The following is a 17,007-nucleotide window of genomic DNA, read 5'->3' as shown; positions in this document are numbered from 1 at the left end:
CGCGGCGGAGCTGGCCGGGCGCGCCTAGATCCCCCGGCCGCGCTTGTGCAGCGCGGAGAGGACGTTCTCCACCTTGACGGCGCCCGTCATGGCCGCCAGCGCGATCGCGGTACGCGGCTCGCGCCAGTTCGCGCGTACCGCCTCCTTGCTGAACTGCCAGGCCTGGCTGCGGTTGCCGCTGGCCGCCGACCAGCAGGCCAGCTGGCCGTACACCCGGGCGGCGCCGGGGCGGCAGCCGCTGATCTCCGGGTGGCGTTGCATCATCCACCGCAGCGAGGAGATCTTCGTGGCGTACTCGTACGCATAGTGCGAGGTGCGGCCCCACAACACCCGGACCAGCGGCTCGTCCACGTGCACGACAGGTGTCCGGCGGGCGGCCCGCAGCAGCAGGTCCCAGTCCTCGTTCTGGCTGCCCGGCGCGTCCTCGGCGACCAGCCCGATCGCCTCCTCGGCCAGGGCTTCCCGGCGGATCAGGAACGACGACGAATGCAGCATCGCCATCCGGGAGCGGGCCAGCTGCTCCACGGTGACCCGGCTGCAGCCCGCCAGCCGCGCCGTCGTGCGGCCCTCGAACTCCACCTCGATCGCACACGTCGCGAACTCGGCGTCCGGCTCGGCCAGCAGCGCCGCGACCTGCCGCCGGAGCTTGTCCGGCGCCCACGTGTCGTCGTCGTCGCAGAACGCCACGAACTCCGTGTCCAGGGCCAGGATGCCGGTGTTGCGGGCGCCGGCCAGGCCGGAGGTGCGCCAGTTCGTCAGCACCGACACCGCGGGGCCCTCGGTGGTGGCGAGGTCGTGGTCCGGCTCGGTCTGGTCGTAGACGACCAGCACCGTCAGCTCGCCCGGATACTCCTGCTCGCGCACCGCGGCGATGGCCCGGCGTACCAGCTCGGGGCGGTTGCGGGTGGGGATCACGACGCCGACGGACGGCCAGTTCATCACGCCTCCAGAGGGGCAGCGGGGTTGAGCGGATATCCGTACGCGCGGAGCAGGGGCGCGCACACCGCGCCGACCAGGCGGCGCTGGCCCGGCGGCAGGGCACGCACCCAGGCGTCGTCGTGGCGCAGCGGGACGCGGCCCACCCGGAACCGCATCGGATTGCCCGCCGCGCTGTGCCCCACGGTCAGGTCGGCGTGCCCGTCGCCGAGAAAGGCCAGGTCGGCGTCGGTCAACGGCAGATCCACGTACGCCGCCAGCTCGCGCAGCGCTCCCCGCGGGTCGGCCAGCAACTGCTCGTACCGGACCCGGCGCACCGCGACGCCGCGGCGCGCCAGCAGGCCGAACGCGGCGTTGTGCGCATTCCACAGCAGAGCCGAGCGGCCGGGGGAGTAGCGGGTCATCTCCTCGGCGCCGTCGGTCTCGGGCCGGGCCACGGTCTTTGTCCACGAGTACGCGACCCCGCGCGCGTCGCGGACCACGTGCACCACCCGCAGATCAACGTCGTCGGCCCAGCGCAGCACGTGGGCGAGCGCGCTGTGCTTGGAAGAGTCCACGACCACCGACGCGCCGGAGACCTCGGCGGCGGCCGCGTACACGCGGGCGTAGTAGGCGGCGTACTCGCGGACCTCCGCGCGCTGCGCCGGTGGTAGCGAGGCGGCGGCGAGCCGGGGGATGTGCCGGGTGCGTTCGACGGCGTCGCGCAGGGTCTGGATGCGGTCCACGTCGACGGCGCCCCAGCCGCCGAAGGCCCGTTCGCCGACCTGCTGCCAGAACGTGCAGGCGGAGAACCGCGCCCCGCAGCCGCAGCGCTCGTCGTCGCGCAGGTCGCGCTGCCAGAGGTGGACGACCTCGCCGAGGGCGCGTACCGAGGGCAGCTCGCCGAGCAGGCGCTCGACCAGGGTCGTCCCGCTGCGTCCCAGCCCGCCCACAAACAGCACCCGTGCCACTTTGTCCCGCCTTCATTCGTTTCGCTCCTATAACGAGCGAACCAGGCCGAAGGAGGCGTGGGATTGACAACCGAGGCTTTCGAGCGGGTGTATCTCGACGGGACGGGTTTCGACCGAATCACCGAGGACGAGGTCGTCGCGGTCGTCCGTGACGCGCTGGCCTGCGGCCGGGGCGGCCGGATCATCACCCCGAACGTCGACATTCTGCGGACGGCCCGCGCGAATCCGGGCGTACGGGCGTACCTCGACGACGCTGACCTGGTCGTGGCGGACGGGATGCCGCTGGTGTGGGCGAGCCGCCTGACCGGGACGCCGCTGCCCGAGCGGGTCGCCGGCAGCAGCCTGGTCTGGTCCCTGTCGGAGGGCCTCGGCCGCGACGGTCGCTCGATCTTCGTGATCGGCGGGGCGCCCGGCGCCGACGACCTGCCCGACGGCGCCACCCGTGCAGCGGACAAGCTCGCCGCCGCCTGCTCCGGCCTGCGCATCGGCGGCACACTGTGCCCCGAGTTCGGCTTCGAGCGCGACGAGACCCGGTACGCCCAGTTCTGCGCCAAGGTGGTCGACGCGCAGCCCGACCTCGTGCTGGTGGGTCTGGGCTTCCCCAAGCAGGAGCAGGTCATCTCCCGGCTACGCCCCGACCTGCCGCAGACCTGGTTCGTCGGCTGTGGTGCCGCGGTCAACTTCGTAGCGGGCGACGTGCGGCGGGCCCCGCGCTGGATGCAGCGCACCGGCCTCGAATGGGCGCACCGGCTGGGCACCGAGCCGCGCCGCCTGGCCCGCCGCTACCTGCGCCAGGGCGCCCCGTACGCACTGCGCCTGCTCGCGGTGTCCGCCCGCCGCTGAGTCAGAGGAAACACGACACCGCTCGCGGTCACTGAGTGACGGCGCCGTGGTGAGCAGCTCCTTCGCCGAGCAGGATCACACGGCGCCGACGCGGACGGCGAAGTCGCGGATGCCCGAGATGCCGTGACTGGCCGGCGCTGCCAGCAGGTCACGGGTGAGCTGTTGGGCCCAGGGCCGATAGCGGACCTCTTCGGGGACGTCGTGCTCCGCCGAGAGCAGCGCCTCGAATGCTGCCTCGCCACGACCGCGCCCGTGCAGAGCCAGGGCGGTGTCCTCCCAGTAGCGGGCCCGACGTTCGGCGGCCGTGATCGTGCGGGGCTCGATCCTCCGGGCGAAGTCGACTGCGGCGCCGTAGTCGCCGAGCTTGCGGGCGATGCTGATGCGGTAGACCGCGATTTCGGTGCTGTTGAACCGGGCTGATGGTCCGGCCCGGCGTGCCGGTTGTTCAGCCTCGCCCAGCAGCGTCCAGGCGGTGTCACGGTCGTCGCGGATCGCGGCGGTGTATGCGGCCACAGCGAGCATCTGCCCGTACATTGCGCTGGCCGCCGGACCCGGTTCCGGGTCGGCGCCGCGCAGCTGCTCGGCCGCGTCCAGCACGAGCTTCTGGGCACTGTCGCGATGATTGATCCGGCGCAGTGCCGTTGCGGCCACCCGCTGGCTCTCCGCCATGATCAGTGGGTCGCTTCCGGCGGCCGCAGCCTGTACGGCCCGGTCGGCAGTAGCGCAGGCCAGGCCGTTGTCGTGCAGCTTGATGAGCAGCTGGGCCGCGATCCCGTACGCCTCAGCGAGCCGTTCGGAGAAGGCGGCGGTCTCGTCGACACCCGCGGCCGACCGGCTGGCGCTCGCCTGTGCGAGCAGCTTCGGCAGGCGGCGCGCGAGGCGGGTGTAGCGGGCGGCTCGGAAATCGGCACGGGCAGCGGCGATCTGGGCGGCGAGCTGCTGAGCGGGCAGCGGTTCGGCGGTTAGCCGTCCGAACAGCACGTCCTCGATGGTGCTACCGGTGAGACCGGCCGCTGCAGGTGTCACCGGCAGCGCGGTGGACACGCCGACGGCGGCCGCTCCGGCAAGGAAGTTGCGTCGGCGCACGGTATCGCCCCCTCCGTCAGCTGCTCTGGCCAGGTTAGACCCGTCTGTGTCCGTGGTCGTGGTTGCCAGGCCGAACAGGTGCACCGGTACGTCGTACAGATCTGCCAGGGCGCGCAATTCATCGACGTCGCGGATGTGCCGACGTCGGCTCTCCAGCCGGGACAGGGTGGACGCCGAATAGCCTCCGGCCGCGGCGAGCTGTTCAAGGGTCAACCCGGCGGCGAGCCGGGAGAAACGCAGGATCGTGGCGTAGTCGCTGGCGCGTACTGCCTGCTGGACTGCCGGGTTTGCCGTCCACTGCTGTGGTGCGCTCACGGGTAGCTCCGTTCGGCGCGGGGTCTTTGAGGGTGACCCGCCGATTGCAGATCACGCAAGCCGGTTGCACCCAATGTGACGCGCCTTCTTTGTCGCGTCCGCCGCTGGTGAACTCGGTTTACAGCTCGCCCATCATCCCGGCTGGCGGGCCTTGGCCGAGGGAGCCGAATTGATGCACCCGACGACAACCACCGAGCCGATCACCGTGGCGCAACTGGTTCGGTCCGGTCTGCTCGAGATCGGCGCCGGCTGCCGCTTGCACCCCACCGCCGTGTTCCTGCCCGCCGACCTGCAGGGCACGCTGCGTCCGATCGTGCTCGGTGAGAAGGTCACCGTCGGCACGTACGCCGTCCTGCACGGCGGCCTGTACGTCGGCGCCCACTCGCACATCGGGCACCAGGCGATCCTGGGTGAGCCGGAGTACGGCTACGCCATGCGCGAGGTGCACGCGGGCGCTGGTGATGCCACGACGATCGGTGCCGGTGTCGTGATCCGTGCTGGGGCGATCATCTACGCCGGCACCACGATCGGCGACGACACCACGATCGGCCACCACACCTTGCTGCGTACCGGCGTGAGGGTCGGCGCGGGCAGCCAGCTGGCCGCACACCTCACCGTCGAACGCGGCACCTGCATCGGATCCGGGGTGCGCTGCTCGCCCGGCTCGCACCTGACTGCTGACACCGTCGTCGGTGACCGAGCCTTCATCGGCGCTGGCGTCCGCACTATCAACGACAAGCGGCTGACCTGGCGCGATCCCGGCAACGAGGTGCCGCTGACTCCGCCCACATTCGGTGAGGGCTGCAGGGTCGGCACCGGCGCCGTCGTGCTGGCCGGCGTCACCGTCGGCGCGGGCGCGCTGATCGGCGCCGGCTCGGTGGTCACCCGCGACGTCGCTGACGATGCGATCGTCTACGGCGCGCCCGCTGTGGCGCACGGGCAGGTGACCCGGTGAACGCGATGACCTGGCTGCAGCCGCTGCGCAGTGGCGTCCCGAAATCGACCCGGCCGGGGGGCGGCGCCGAGGAGAACATGGTTACTGCCGTGAAACGTCGGCTCTCTATGCTGCGCGGATGGACGAGCAGCGGATCGTCGAGGTGCACGGTCACGCTCGCGCCTTCCGGTTGCTGGGCACCGGCCCGACCGTCCTGCTGCTCGTGCACGGCATCGGATGCGACGGCACCACCTGGGACACCGTCGCGCCCGCGCTCGCCGAGCGGTACACGGTGATCATGCCCGACCTGCTCGGGCACGGCCGGTCGGCAAAGCCGCGGGCGGACTACAGCATCGGCGGGTACGCCAATGGCCTGCGGGACCTGCTCAGCGTGCTCGACATCGACCGGGCCACCGTGGTCGGCCACAGCTTCGGCGGCGGCGTGACGATGCAGTTCGCTTACCAGTTCCCGGAGCGGACCGACCGGCTGGTGGTGGTCGCCGGTGGCGGGCTCGGCTCGCAGGTGAGCGTGGCGTTCCGCGCGCTGACCCTTCCGGGCGCTTCCGTCGCGCTGCGGCTCAGCCACCTGCCGCCGTCCCGCCTGGCCCTCGGTGCCCTGCGGGCGGCCGCCGGGCTGGTCGCGCCGACCGCGCTCGCGGCCGACCTCGATGAGGCATACGCCGTGCACACCGGGCTGGGTGACCCGGCCGCTCGCGAGGCGTTCCTGCATGTGCTGCGGCACGTCGCGGATTGGCGCGGGCAGCTGATCACCATGCGGGACCGCGCCTACCTGACGCAGGGCCTGCCGACGCTGGTCGTCTGGGGCGACCAGGACCACGTCCTCCCGGTCGAGCACGCCGAGGCCGCCGCCGAGCTGATGCCGGGTGCGCAGTCGGTGGTTCTGCCCGGCGTCGGGCACTTCCCGCACCGGGAGGCGCCCGAGGAATTCGTCCATGCGATCGTCGATTTTGTCGAGGGCACCGAACCGAATCGCTGGGACGCCCGCCGCTGGCGGAACCTGCTACGGACCCACTCCGGAGCCTCCCGGGCCACGGCCGTCGAGGACGTGCTGCAAACATCCGGCGGATCCGTGGGCCCGAGGTGGAAGCGCGCGAAGTCGGGAGCCCAATAACAGTACGGCCGTACTGTTATTGGGTATGATCCCGGGATGGCGTTCACGTTCGAGCGGTTGCATCACGTGCAGTTGGCCATCCCGCCCGGCGGCGAGGACGTCGCCCGCCGGTTCTACGGCGGCGTCCTCGGCATGAGGGAGCTCGCCAAGCCGCCCGTGCTGGCCGCGCGCGGCGGTTGCTGGTTCGCCGGCGGCGGCTGGGAGATCCACCTCGGCGTCGAGGAGGCGTTCACGCCCGCCCGCAAGGCGCATCCCGGCGTCCTCGTGGACGACCTCGATGCGTTGGCCGCCGCGCTCACGGCGGCCGGCGAGACGGTCGACTGGGACCCCCACTTCCCGGGCCACCGGCGGCTGTACAGCTACGACGGGCACGGCAACCGGCTGGAGTTCCTCCAGCCCCTCAGCCAGGGTTGAGCGAGCGTTTCCGGGGCCGCGGGGGATTGAAGTAGCGGTCGCGGCTCAGCGCCGCGAACGCCTTGAACGCGGCCGGGTCGCCGGTCAGCTGGAACTGCTGGTTCGGGCCGTTGCCCTCCGGGTCGGACTCGAAGTAGGCGACCGCCTTGATCTGCGGGTTCGCCTTGAACGTGCGCGCCGCATCCCGCAGCCACGCGGCCCGCCCCGCCGAACCCCACGCCCTGGCCACGCCGAACTCGCCCACGACGATCGGCTTGTGGTGCGGCGCCGCCCACCGCAGGAACGGGCCCATCAGCGCGCCGATCGGCTGGAACAGGTTGCCCGCGTACACGTCGACGCAGGTCCAGTCGACCTGGTCGTCGCCGGGGTAGAAGTCAGGGGCGTCGCCGCGGGCGAAGCCCTCCGCGGTCGGGCACCACACCCAGGACACGTTGTTCGCGTGCTCGGCCGCGAAGACGGCCCGGACGTGCTTCCACGCGGCCACGTAGTCCTGCGGGCTCCACATCTGCGCGCGCAGATTCGGCCGGTCCATCTCCCAGCGCATCCGCAGCAGCACCGGCCGCTTGATCGCCCGGATCGCCCGTGCCTGGTCCCGGATGAGCTGGTCGTGGTAGCCGGACACAATGGACCGATTGTCGCCGGTCGCCCAACTGACCATCAGCGTCGAGCCCCGGGCCACGAAATGCCGGTCGGCCTTCGTGCCGACCAGTTCGTCGAACCGCCGGTACGTGTTGACGATGTCGAGCCGCCGGCCCAGGTCGTCCTCCAGGCCGTCGACGGCGTCGACCCGGCCGCCGTGGGTGAACTCCTGGGGCTTGATCCAGGCGCCGACGTACGCCCCGGCGGCGGGAGCGGCGAACGGGCCCGAGTCGAACGGCCCCGGATCGACCGCGATCGCGGTCGGCGGGCTGGTCAGATCGGGCGCGGGAGTGGGTTGCGGCTCGGCCCGCCGACTCCACGAGCAGCCGGCGAGCGCGAGCACCAGGACGAGCGTCAGGACGGTGAGGGGTTTGTGCACGGGGCTACTTCTTCCGCCGCGCCGTGTACAGCACGTTCACCGCGAAACGGCCGGTGCCGGGCACGTGCCGGACCAGCGCGTCGGCGGCGCGGGCGACCCGCCGCTCGTGCAGCGACGGGGTGAGCATGGAGAAGCCGCGCCGCCGTACGATCTCGAAGCCGTGCCGGTCGAGCAGCGCCGCCACCTGCGCGTGCGACAGCTCGGCGAACCACCTGTCGCCGCGGTGCCGGCGCGCCCGCAGGTGCCGCACCGAGCCGGTGTTGCCGTGGTTCTCCACCACCAGCACGCCGTCGGCGCGGGTCGGCAGGGCCTTGGCGGCGAAGGCGAGGGCCCGCTCCCGTACGTCGTCGTCCACGTTGAGCAGCAGCCGGAACATCGTCACGATCGCGGGCCCGTCGGCGACCACCGGGTCGGGCACGGGGCCGTCCGCCGCCACGAGATGCCAGTTCGCCCGCGAGCCGACCTCGGCGGCCTTCACCATCATCTCGGCCGACGTGTCGTACCCGTGGGAGTCGCGGACCAGCCCGTGCAGCATCCGGATCGCCCGGCCGGTGCCGCAGGCGAAGTCGTGCTGCACCGGCCGGTTCGGGCCGAACTCGCGGACCACCATGGCCCGCACGTACGCGCCCTGCCGCTCGTTGATCCGCGACGCGTAGCTGTCCGGCGCGTACGTGAGGTGCTCGTATTTCTCGACCGCGTCGGTGTCCTGGAACACCTGGCTGTAGTCCGTGCTCAACTGTCCTCCTCGATGATGGGCGTGCGGCGGGTGAAGGCGTCGAGGGCGAGCGGGCGGCGCAGCAGCCAGGCGCCCGCGAGGAACGCGGGCACGGCCAGCCCCAGCGCCAGCAACAGGCCGGCCGCGCCGGTCCCGGCCGCGGCGGTGACCAGCCGGGGGAGTACGCCGAAGCAGGCCACCGACAGCGCCGCCGCGGCGCACGTCCCGGCCCCGAACGGGTGCAGCCGGGCGGCCCGGCTCACCTGGATCAGCGGCAGCAGGTTGTTCGCGAGGATCGCGCAGCCCAAGCCGATCGCGGCGCCGAGCGCGCCGTAGCGGGGGATGAGCAGCACGTCCAGGCCGATCGTGACGCCCAGCGCGATCAGTACGTTGTAGAGGTTCCACGAGGTGCGCCCGGCCATCGCCAGCACCATGTCGACCATCCCGCACCCGGTGGCGACCAGCGTCGCGCAGGCCAGCACGACGACGACCGGCGCGCCGGAGCGGTAGCCGTCGCCGAACAGCGCCAGGTACACGGGGGCGAACAGGATCACCAGCAGGCTGATCGGCCACGTGATCAGCACCAGCCAGCCGGTCGCCGTGCGGTACAGGTGGTTGGCGGTGTCCCTGTCGCCGGTCGCGAGGGCCTCGGCCAGGCGCGGCTGCACCGACTGCGAGATGCCCTGGTTGGCGAACTGGATGAGCACGACGAAGCGGCCCGCGACCGCGTACACGGCGGCGGCGGCGAGCCCGCCCAGCGCGGCCACCAGCAGCACGTCCACCCGTTGCAGGGCGAGCTGGGCGACACTGGCCAGCGCCCGGGGCCCGGTGAAGACCCAGAAGTCGCGGCGCAGCGCCCGCCGTTCGGCGCGCGGGACGCCCACGGCGGCGGTGGGCTTGCCGGCCCGGTAGATGCGTCGCAGCCCGAGCCCCGCCAGCACCGTCACCGGCAGGTACGGCGCCGCCCACGCGGTCGCGAACAGCGGCAGGCTGGCGGCGCCCCACAGGGCCGCCACCCCGGCCGCGCCGACCAACACCAGTTGCAGCCCGCTGCGCAGCACCCGGTCCAGCAGCACGGTGGGGCGCATGGCCCGGTAGCCGCGGGTCGCGGTGAGCAGCGCGTCCGTGAGTGCCTGCAACGGCAGGAACACCGCCAGCACCCGCAGCCCGGCGGTGTGCTGGGCCAGCACCTGCGGGGTGTCCGAGGCGGTGACGCGGGCGATCGCGGGTGCGGCCAGCCACATGCCCGCCGCCAGCACCACCGCCAGCGCGGCCACCGGCACCAGGCCCGTACGCAGGCAGGCACCCAGCAGGTGAGCCCGCCCGCCCGCCCGCAGCCGGGCCGGCCAGTACACCAGCCCGGTCTGCGTGCCCAGCTTGGCGAGCCCACCGACCAGCACGAACGCGGCCGTGGCGGCGAAGAACGCGCCCGCCTGCTCGGCGCCCAGCGACCGCGCCACGATCCAGGTGACCCCGACCCCGGTGCCGCCCGCGATCGCCGAGCCGACGATTCCCGCGATCCCGCCGCGGGCGACACCCCGCGTCCCGGCCCCGGCCGCGCGCGGCTCCAGGACCGGGGCGGCGGCGCGGGTCATCGGCGGCGCCAGACCGGGGTCCGGCCGAGCCAGGTGATCAGCGCCTCGTCGTGCGGGGCGAAGTGGGCCGTCAGGTCGCGCCGGACACCGGGGTCCATGTCGGACGTACGCGGGCGGGCGTTGTGCTTCTCGAACGCCGGCTCCGCCATTCCCGCGGGCAGGCCGAGGAAGTCGAGCACCTCGTCGTACACCTGCTCCGGCTCGGTGAAGAAGCGTTCGCTCTCCACCACGTGGATCCGCTCGCGGTCCAGGTGCCGGGCCATCGCACCCAGGTAGCGGGCGTACTCGCCGCGCGCCCGGTAGGCGTGGTGCTGGTGGGCGAAGCTGTAGTAGCGCGGGTCCTCGGCCAGCCGCTCCTCCTGGCGGTGCAGCCGGGCCGGTTCCAGCGCCAGCGCCGCGCCGAAGTCGCGTTCGGACTCGAAGCCGCGGGCGACCTCGTGGGCGTGCTGCGAGTACGCCCGTTCCACCGGGTCGCGCACCAGCACCAGGATCTTCACGCCGGGCAGGTCCGCGGCGATCCGGGCGGCCGCCTGCGGGTGGTACATGTAGTACGGGCTGGACTCGAACGTCTGGCCGGGCACTCCGTACTTCGCGCGGACCCGCTCGTCGTGACGGTGCTGCGGGAAGTGGCCCCGATACCACGACATGCCCCGGTCGTAGCCGGTGTCGAAGTAGTGCACCCCCTTGTGCAGCACGGCCTTGAGCACCACGGGGTGCGCGGCCAGCGCCCGGTACAGCGAGGTGGTGCCGCAGCGCTGCCCGCCGCAGATCAGGAACGACGGGGTCATCCGGGTGGTCGCGGTGAGCCGCCCGTACGAGCGGGAGCCGAGGTGCACGACCCGTTTCACCGGCGAGGGAACCTTGCGTACGTCCATGGTCACAGCTCCTCCACCCGGCGGATCAGCACCGGGAGCAGCCAGGTGCCGAGCACGCCCAGCCGGGCGCCGGCCTCGGCCTGGCGGTCGGTCAGGTAACGGGCGGCCAGGTCGACGAGGTACAGCAGCGCGGTCAGCTCCCGTACCTCGGTAGCCAGCCCGAACGGGGCCAGCAGTTCCCCGGCCCGGCGCACTGTCGCGTCGACCGCCCCGGCCGCGTCGCCGTCGGCCTGGATGCGCCGCTGCAGCTCGTAGTGCACGGCGTCGAAACCCACCGGCACCCCGGTGGCGAACCGTTCCCAGTCCCACACCAGCAGCGCGTCGGCCAGGTTGGCCATGTTCCACGGGGCCCAGTCGCCGTGCCACGCGCCGAAGCGCAGCATCGTGCCGCCGACCCGCCCGGCCAGCAGGTCGGCCGCGGTGGCCAGGGCCCGCCCCTCCGCCCGGTCGGCCACGGCGGCCAGCCGCCCCCGCACCTCACCCCAGTACGGGCTCGCGGTCAGGGTGGCCGTGGAGTACCCGCAGCATCCGGCGACGTCGAGCATCGCGGCGGCCAGCCGGCGCGGCGTCAGCGGCGCCCGGGGCAGCCACACCGGCAGCGCCGACTGCACCAGCACCTGCAGGCCCCGCCACTGCCCGGCGTGCAGCACCCGCGGCACGGTCAGCTTGCTCAGTCCCGCGGCGCCGAGCGCCACCAGCGCGTTCGTCTCCTCGCGGACCAGGCGCTGGGTGAGCGGGCCGGTGCCGAGCTTGCCGAAGCCGAACGTCTCCCCGGCGGGGCTGATCAGTTGCAGCACCGGCTTGCGGTTGGCCCGTGCCGGTCCGATGTGGATGCTGACCGACAGCTCCCGGCCGAGCGCCTCCCGCAGGTGGCCGTCGATGCTCTCCTCGACCGGCCCGGTCACCCGGATCCGGTCGCGCAGCAGCACCCCGGACATGCCGGTACGCAGCGCGGCGACCACCGCGTCGCGCTTGAGTCGGGCGGTGCGCGACTGCGGTTCCGCGTATCGGCGGACCGCGGCGGCCGCGACCCTCCGCGAGGTCGGCACGAGCAGCCGCGGGCGGCGCGCGTCGGGGACCACCACGTACTCGGCGACGGTCTCGCCCGCGGCGCGGCCGCGGTGGGCCGTGCACGGTGGTGGGTAGAGCAGGCCGAGTACCTCGGTCAGGTACTGGGCGCGCAGTGCTGCGTCCCCGGCGGTCAACTCCGCCGGGGCTGTCTTGACTGGACTCATGGTCGCCCCTCTGTCTCGTTGCGCCACAGCAGCGCGTAGGCCAGGAACATGAAGGCCAGGGGGGTGACGAGCGCGTTGTACCAGAGCATGGCGGAGAACGACGAGACGATCGCGGCGCTGCCGGCGATGCCGATCGCGGTGCGGTCGCGCCGGAAGCGCCACAGCCCGTACGTGAAGAAGCCGAGGTAGCCGAGCGTGCCGGCGGCGCCGTGCGAGTACAGCACCTGCCAGAACTGGCCGTTGCCGCCGACGGTGAAGTTGCCGCAGCGGCCGCAGTCGGCGCGTTCGCCGACCGTGATGGAGTTGCGGCCGCCGAGGGTGTTGCGGGTGCCGCCGTACCCGATGACGGGTGAGCGGACGACGCCGTCGAGGGCCCGTTCGACGAGGAACGAGCGCACGCCGTTGGACTTGCCGTTGTCGAGGCGCGCCTCGACAACGGCACCGAGGGGGCTGGCCACCAGCGCGATGACCAGCCCGACGGTGGCCACGGCCACGGCGCCGAGGATCCACAGCCGCCCGGCCAGCACGAAGCGCAGCGCCACGTACGCGCCCATCACGGCGAGCCCGATCCACAGACCCCGGTTCAGGGAGAAGATCGCGGGCAGCAGCGACAGGGCGAGTACGGCCAGCCCGAACACCGTGTCGCGCAGGCGCCGGGGCCGGGCGAACATCGCGACCACGAACCAGCCGATGAGCAGGCAGAAGTTGTTGCCCCAGGTGTTGGTGTAGCCCCACGGCGCGGCGGGGCGGGGCCGGTCGCCGCCCACCAGGTTCATGATCTGCGCGGCGTACGGGTGCACCAGCGACTGCACGAAGCCGTTCGCCCGGATGTCCTCCGGCAGCAGCCACTCGACCGGCGAGGTGAACTGGAAGCGCCCCGCCAGCATGCCGAGCAGCCCGCCCGCGACCGTGACGACGAACAGGCCGCCGAGCAGCCGGACCAGCCGGCGCCGGGGCAGCTCCGCGTCGGTGAGGTTGCCCGCGTAGAGCAGCAGGACGGTCAGCGACACGTACATGCCGAGTTTGAACACCGCCGCCAGCAGCCGGTTGCTGCCATGGTCGGCGACCGTGCCGGGCGGGTCGGCGCCCAGCGCGGTCAGGCTGATCACGACGGCGGCGAGGAACAGCGCCCACCAGATCGCCCCGGGTGGCAGCCGCAGCCGCCGCCCGGCCGCCCGGCGCCGCACCAGCAGCACGGTCATCGGCACCGCCAGCAGCGGGAAGATCAGTGTGCCGAGGCCGAGCGCCCACCACAGGGGATACGCCGCCAGCAGGGCGGTGACCGGCCACGCGGGCAGGGTGACCGGCCGTGCTGCCGTGGCGCCGTGCGCGGGGCCGGTGCCCCGCCCGACGACCAGCGTCACCGGTCGTCGCTCGGCGCGCCGTCAGCGGGGTCGGCGTCCGGGGTCGTGGCGGATGTCCCCGATTTCAGGTCGATGATCGCGGTGGCGTCGTGGTCCGCGCCGAGCCGGGGCCGGATCTGGGCGCTGGTGCCGCCGAGGTCGACCGGCCGTTCCCGGGTCGGCGCGACCTTGCCGATCGCGCCGGGGCCGACCGGCGTGGACGCGCCGGGGATGACCGGCGTGGACGCGCCGGGGATGACCGGCGTGGACGCGCCGGGCTTGCCGGTGGGCAGGCGCAGCTGCTGGGTCTTGTCGGTGTCCAGCACCATGGTCTCGTCGGGCCGTGGCTGGGTGCGCTCGGCGCCGGCCGCGGCGGTCGGCGGGGTCAGCGTCACCACCGGCATGTTGGCCTCGTCGGAGCGCAGACCGGACAGCCGCGGCAGCACCACGGCGCCGAGCAGCGGGGTGCCGACCCGGTGCAGCTGCTCGGCGGCGTCGAGCAGGGCGGCCCGGCGGGCGCGACGCAGCTCCACCGCGAGGATGGCGGCGTCGGCGAGGCTGGCCAGGCTCTGCGCGTCCGCGCTGCTGTTGGTCGACGGTGCCTCGATCACCACGTACCCGGCCTGGCGGCGCAGGGTCTCCAGGGTGTCGCGCAGGCGCTGCGACTGCATCAGTCCGGCCGCGGTGGCCGCGCCGCCCGTGGTGATCACCCGCAGCGACGGGATGCGCGGGGTGCGCTGCATCGCGCGGGCCAGCGTGATCCGCCCGGCCAGCAGGTCGGACAGGCCGGGGATGGCGGAGACGCCGAGCATCCGGGCCAGCGGGGCCGCCTCCACGACGCTGTCCGGCAGGTGGGCACCCACCAGCACGACGTCGCTCCCGGTACGGGCCAGCGCCGCCGCGAGGTTCGCGGCGACCAGGGTGGACGCCGAGCCGCGGCTGGCCCCGGTCACCACGATGACCTGGTCACCGGGGCGCAGGCTGGCCAGCACCTCGTTGCGCAGCCGGTTGAACACCCGCCCACCCGGCCCGTACGGCTGGAGCACGTCGTCGAAGTGCGGGGTGGTCCGCTCGTCCAGCGCGGCCAGGACCGGGATGCGGGCGCGGTCGCGGACGTCGCCCGCGCTGCGCAGCCGCCCGTCGACCCGTTCCCGCATGAACGCCAGGGCCAGGCCGAGCAGCAGCCCGATCATCGCGCCGGTGCCCATCGTCAGCATCCGGTTCGGGCTGGACGGCTCGTCCGGCTCACGGGCGTCGCTGATGATGTTGCCCGCGCCGACCGTGGTGGTGGTCAGCTCGTTCAGCCGCGCGGACAGGTTGTTGAGCTGGCTCTGCGAGTTGTTTCGCAGGCTCTCCAGGTTGCTGCGCTGGGAGCTGCCGGGCGCGGACGCGGCCAGCTTCGAGTTGATCATCGAGATGCTCGCGGTGAGCTGATTGATCTTCGCGGCCAGGGACTTGATCTGCTGATCGAGGCTGGCGCGGGCGGTCTCCTGCCGGTTACGCAGGTACGCCTCGGCGAACGCGTGCGAGCCGGCCTGGGCGCCCTTCGGGGTGTCGGCCTCGTACCGGATCACCAGCACCGTGGTGTTGGCGGGCACCTCGACGGAGACGGACCGGGCCAGGTCGACCGGCGACTGCGAGGTGCGCAGCAGCTCGGCGGCCCGGGCTGCGACCGCACCGGAGCCGACGAGCTGGGCCTCGGTGTCGAGGTTGATGGTGCCCTTCGTCCGCCCGCCCTGCGCGTTGGTGTCCTGATCGACGGGCTGTACGAGCACCGACGCGTTGGACTCGTACACCTTGGGCAGTACGGCGGTGACCCCCGCGCCCGCGCCGATGCCGAGGCCGGTCGCGGCGAGCACGACCCACCAGTGCCGGCGGAACACGCCCAGGTAGTGCGAGAGGTCGGCGGACACCGGACGAGTCGCTTCCATCGGTTCGGCGGCCCTTTCGCGGGTGAGTGAGAGTTGACGGCATTCGGGTGGTTATCCCCTGAGGGGTAAACGGCCGGTACGCCGGTACGTAACTGCTCACGCGCGCCGAGAAACGATCTATCCGTGTTTAGGCTCCACCCAGCCGTTCTCCACCAGGTGCGCCATGACCAGCTCGACGGCCTCGGGCACGGTGATCTCGGTGGTGTCGAGCACCAGCTCCGCGTCGGTCGGTTCCTCGTACGGGTCGTCGATGCCGGTCATGCCGCGCAGCTGCCCGGCTCGGGCGCGGGCGTACAGGCCCTTGCGGTCGCGCTGCTCGCAGACCTCCAGCGGGGTGGCGACGTGTACGAGCACGAAACCGGCACCGGCCAGTCCGGCCATCTCGCGGGCCGCCGCGCGGGCCGCCGCGTACGGCGCGATCGGGCAGGCCACGGCCATGCCGCGGTGCCGGGCGATCTCGGCGGCGACCCAGCCGATGCGGCGGACGTTCGCGTCCCGGTCGGCGCGGCTGAAGCCCAGTCCGGCGGAGAGTTCCCGGCGCACCACGTCACCGTCGAGCAGGGTGACGGTACGGTCGCCGCTCTCCCGGAGGTGGTCGGCGAGTCCTCGGGCGACGGTGGACTTGCCGGAGCCGGAGAATCCGGTGAAGAACACCACCAGGCCGCGGTGGCGCCGGGGCGGGCGGACCCTGACGAGTTCCTTGGCGACCGCGGGCGGGGTGTGCCACTCGGGCAGCGGGAAGCCGCGGTCGAGCAGGTCGGCGATCTCGGGCGGGGACAGCGCGAGGCGCCGGTTGCGCGGCGGGATGTCCTCGCGCCAGCGCCACTGCCCGTCCCGGTTGTCGTAGGCCAGGTCGCGGGGGACGAGCACGCGCAGACCCGCGCCGGAGAGCATCTCGCCGGTGGAGAGCACGTGGGTCACCCCGTACGCTCCGGCGACGCGCGCCCGCAGCAGTGCGTCGCGCATCTCGTCGCCGCGCGGCAGCAGCGGCACCGCCACGATCGTGGCGGGTGGCATCCGGTCGCGGGCCGCGAACACGGCCCGCACCAGCGCCTCGGGCGGCAGGCCGTCCGGGCCGGGGCCGCTCACCGGGATCATGATCAGCAGGTGGGCGGCCAGGGTGCGAGCGGCGTGCGCGATCTGCGCGAGCTGCGGGCGGTGCAGCGGCCGGTCGGCGATCACGCCGAGGACCCGGCCGGGTGGCAGCAGCGTACGTACCTCTTCCGGGGTACGGCGCAGCCGCTGGAACGGCCCGTGGCCGCCGTCGCCGAGTCGCTGGACCGTGCCGCCGACGCCCCACAGCCCGCCGGTGTTCGCCCACGCGTCGGTGACTTCCAGCGCGGCGACCGGCGCGCCCTCGGGGTCGGTGAGCACGATCGTGTGCCCGTCCGGGTTGCCGAGGTCGAGGCCCCGGGCCACCTCGGCGGGCACCTCCAGGGTCACCGCGACGGGCCACGGTGTCCCGTCGGCCAGCCGTCCCCGGCGAGCCAGCGCCGCGAGGTCGGCGCGGCCGAGGAACCCGGTCAGCGGCGTGTACGCCCCGGAGAGCAGCAGTTCGAGGTCCGCCAGCTCGTGCGGGCGCGGCGTGTACGACGGCGCGTCACGCAGGACGTCCTCGGGCAGCATCGAACCGTTCACCGTTCTTCCCCCTGGGGCAGACTAGGGGACAGTTTCGCAGCCGCGAT

The 17,007-nt window shown here is 73.2% G+C and carries 15 protein-coding genes; 4 read left to right on the top strand and 11 right to left on the bottom strand.

Annotated features, from left to right (window positions below):
- Positions 1-24: 24 nt before the first annotated feature.
- Both ACMCNN_RS25735 and ACMCNN_RS25730 read right to left on the bottom strand, forming a co-directional pair.
- Positions 25-939 (bottom strand): glycosyltransferase family 2 protein, encoded by a 915-nt coding sequence (locus tag ACMCNN_RS25735; protein WP_412743086.1) that lies wholly within the window; start codon positions 937-939, stop codon positions 25-27.
- Entirely contained in the window at positions 939-1,886 is a 948-nt protein-coding gene (locus ACMCNN_RS25730) for a sulfotransferase (protein WP_412743085.1), read from the bottom strand. Before ACMCNN_RS25730 ends, ACMCNN_RS25735 begins: the two co-directional genes overlap by 1 nt.
- A gap of 57 nt (positions 1,887-1,943) precedes the next feature.
- Here ACMCNN_RS25730 and ACMCNN_RS25725 point away from each other — a divergent pair, with 57 nt between their 5' ends.
- The gene (locus ACMCNN_RS25725) at positions 1,944-2,729 is read left to right on the top strand and encodes a WecB/TagA/CpsF family glycosyltransferase (protein ID WP_412743084.1); all 786 of its coding nucleotides are present in this window, start codon (positions 1,944-1,946) and stop codon (positions 2,727-2,729) included.
- Positions 2,730-2,804: 75 nt separating this feature from the next.
- Here the strand turns inward: ACMCNN_RS25725 and ACMCNN_RS25720 are convergent, their stop codons facing one another.
- Positions 2,805-4,130 carry a helix-turn-helix domain-containing protein gene (locus ACMCNN_RS25720; protein WP_412743083.1) on the bottom strand — a complete coding sequence of 442 codons (1,326 nt, stop codon included), beginning with the start codon at positions 4,128-4,130 and terminating at the stop codon, positions 2,805-2,807.
- 172 nt (positions 4,131-4,302) lie between these two features.
- On the opposite strand from ACMCNN_RS25720, the gene ACMCNN_RS25715 reads away from it, so the two are divergent.
- The 3 genes from ACMCNN_RS25715 to ACMCNN_RS25705 all read left to right on the top strand — a co-directional run bounded on the left by ACMCNN_RS25715 (position 4,303) and on the right by ACMCNN_RS25705 (position 6,610).
- Positions 4,303-5,085 (top strand): DapH/DapD/GlmU-related protein, encoded by a 783-nt coding sequence (locus ACMCNN_RS25715; RefSeq protein WP_412743082.1) that lies wholly within the window; start codon positions 4,303-4,305, stop codon positions 5,083-5,085.
- A gap of 118 nt (positions 5,086-5,203) precedes the next feature.
- Positions 5,204-6,196 carry an alpha/beta fold hydrolase gene (locus ACMCNN_RS25710; RefSeq protein ID WP_412743081.1) on the top strand — a complete coding sequence of 331 codons (993 nt, stop codon included), beginning with the start codon at positions 5,204-5,206 and terminating at the stop codon, positions 6,194-6,196.
- 36 nt (positions 6,197-6,232) lie between these two features.
- On the top strand, positions 6,233-6,610 hold the full coding sequence (locus tag ACMCNN_RS25705) for a VOC family protein (protein WP_412743080.1): 378 nt from the start codon (positions 6,233-6,235) through the stop codon (positions 6,608-6,610).
- Here ACMCNN_RS25705 and ACMCNN_RS25700 read toward each other — a convergent pair.
- The 8 genes from ACMCNN_RS25700 to cysC form a co-directional block, all read right to left on the bottom strand.
- Positions 6,597-7,628 carry a glycosyl hydrolase gene (locus ACMCNN_RS25700; protein ID WP_412743079.1) on the bottom strand — a complete coding sequence of 344 codons (1,032 nt, stop codon included), beginning with the start codon at positions 7,626-7,628 and terminating at the stop codon, positions 6,597-6,599. The genes ACMCNN_RS25705 and ACMCNN_RS25700 overlap by 14 nt on opposite strands.
- 4 nt (positions 7,629-7,632) lie before the next feature.
- Complete coding sequence (locus ACMCNN_RS25695) at positions 7,633-8,364, bottom strand: SAM-dependent methyltransferase (RefSeq protein ID WP_412743078.1); 732 nt, start codon at positions 8,362-8,364, stop codon at positions 7,633-7,635.
- Positions 8,361-9,938, bottom strand: a complete 1,578-nt coding sequence (locus tag ACMCNN_RS25690; protein WP_412743077.1) for a lipopolysaccharide biosynthesis protein — start codon at positions 9,936-9,938, stop codon at positions 8,361-8,363. The genes ACMCNN_RS25695 and ACMCNN_RS25690 overlap by 4 nt, the downstream gene beginning before the upstream one ends.
- Positions 9,935-10,813: a sulfotransferase domain-containing protein gene (locus tag ACMCNN_RS25685; RefSeq protein ID WP_412743076.1), complete on the bottom strand. Its 879-nt coding sequence runs from the start codon at positions 10,811-10,813 to the stop codon at positions 9,935-9,937. Before ACMCNN_RS25685 ends, ACMCNN_RS25690 begins: the two co-directional genes overlap by 4 nt.
- Before the next feature lie 2 nt (positions 10,814-10,815).
- The gene (locus ACMCNN_RS25680) at positions 10,816-12,048 is read right to left on the bottom strand and encodes a hypothetical protein (RefSeq protein WP_412743075.1); all 1,233 of its coding nucleotides are present in this window, start codon (positions 12,046-12,048) and stop codon (positions 10,816-10,818) included.
- Positions 12,045-13,412, bottom strand: a complete 1,368-nt coding sequence (locus ACMCNN_RS25675) for a hypothetical protein (protein ID WP_412743074.1) — start codon at positions 13,410-13,412, stop codon at positions 12,045-12,047. Before ACMCNN_RS25675 ends, ACMCNN_RS25680 begins: the two co-directional genes overlap by 4 nt.
- Positions 13,409-15,304 carry a Wzz/FepE/Etk N-terminal domain-containing protein gene (locus ACMCNN_RS25670; RefSeq protein WP_412743073.1) on the bottom strand — a complete coding sequence of 632 codons (1,896 nt, stop codon included), beginning with the start codon at positions 15,302-15,304 and terminating at the stop codon, positions 13,409-13,411. Before ACMCNN_RS25670 ends, ACMCNN_RS25675 begins: the two co-directional genes overlap by 4 nt.
- Positions 15,305-15,439: 135 nt before the next feature.
- On the bottom strand, positions 15,440-16,948 hold the full coding sequence (cysC, locus tag ACMCNN_RS25665) for an adenylyl-sulfate kinase (protein WP_412747265.1): 1,509 nt from the start codon (positions 16,946-16,948) through the stop codon (positions 15,440-15,442).
- Positions 16,949-17,007: the final 59 nt, after the last annotated feature.

The organism is Krasilnikovia sp. MM14-A1004 (assembly GCF_047159485.1).
In the GTDB taxonomy this organism is placed as follows: domain Bacteria; phylum Actinomycetota; class Actinomycetes; order Mycobacteriales; family Micromonosporaceae; genus Actinoplanes.
The sequence above is the reverse complement of the archived record's forward strand: the minus strand, read 5'-3'. Positions and strand labels throughout refer to the sequence as shown.

What these genes read in the sequence shown, in the direction of transcription:
- ACMCNN_RS25735 (WP_412743086.1), bottom strand. Translation starts at nt 939, where the DNA reads ATGAACTGGCCGTCCGTCGGCGTCGTGATCCCCACCCGCAACCGCCCC.
- ACMCNN_RS25715 (WP_412743082.1), top strand. Translation starts at nt 4,303, where the DNA reads ATGCACCCGACGACAACCACCGAGCCGATCACCGTGGCGCAACTGGTT.
- ACMCNN_RS25710 (WP_412743081.1), top strand. Translation starts at nt 5,204, where the DNA reads ATGGACGAGCAGCGGATCGTCGAGGTGCACGGTCACGCTCGCGCCTTC.
- ACMCNN_RS25705 (WP_412743080.1), top strand. Translation starts at nt 6,233, where the DNA reads ATGGCGTTCACGTTCGAGCGGTTGCATCACGTGCAGTTGGCCATCCCG.
- ACMCNN_RS25690 (WP_412743077.1), bottom strand. Translation starts at nt 9,938, where the DNA reads ATGACCCGCGCCGCCGCCCCGGTCCTGGAGCCGCGCGCGGCCGGGGCC.
- ACMCNN_RS25685 (WP_412743076.1), bottom strand. Translation starts at nt 10,813, where the DNA reads ATGGACGTACGCAAGGTTCCCTCGCCGGTGAAACGGGTCGTGCACCTC.
- ACMCNN_RS25680 (WP_412743075.1), bottom strand. Translation starts at nt 12,048, where the DNA reads ATGAGTCCAGTCAAGACAGCCCCGGCGGAGTTGACCGCCGGGGACGCA.
- cysC (WP_412747265.1), bottom strand. Translation starts at nt 16,948, where the DNA reads ATGCTGCCCGAGGACGTCCTGCGTGACGCGCCGTCGTACACGCCGCGC.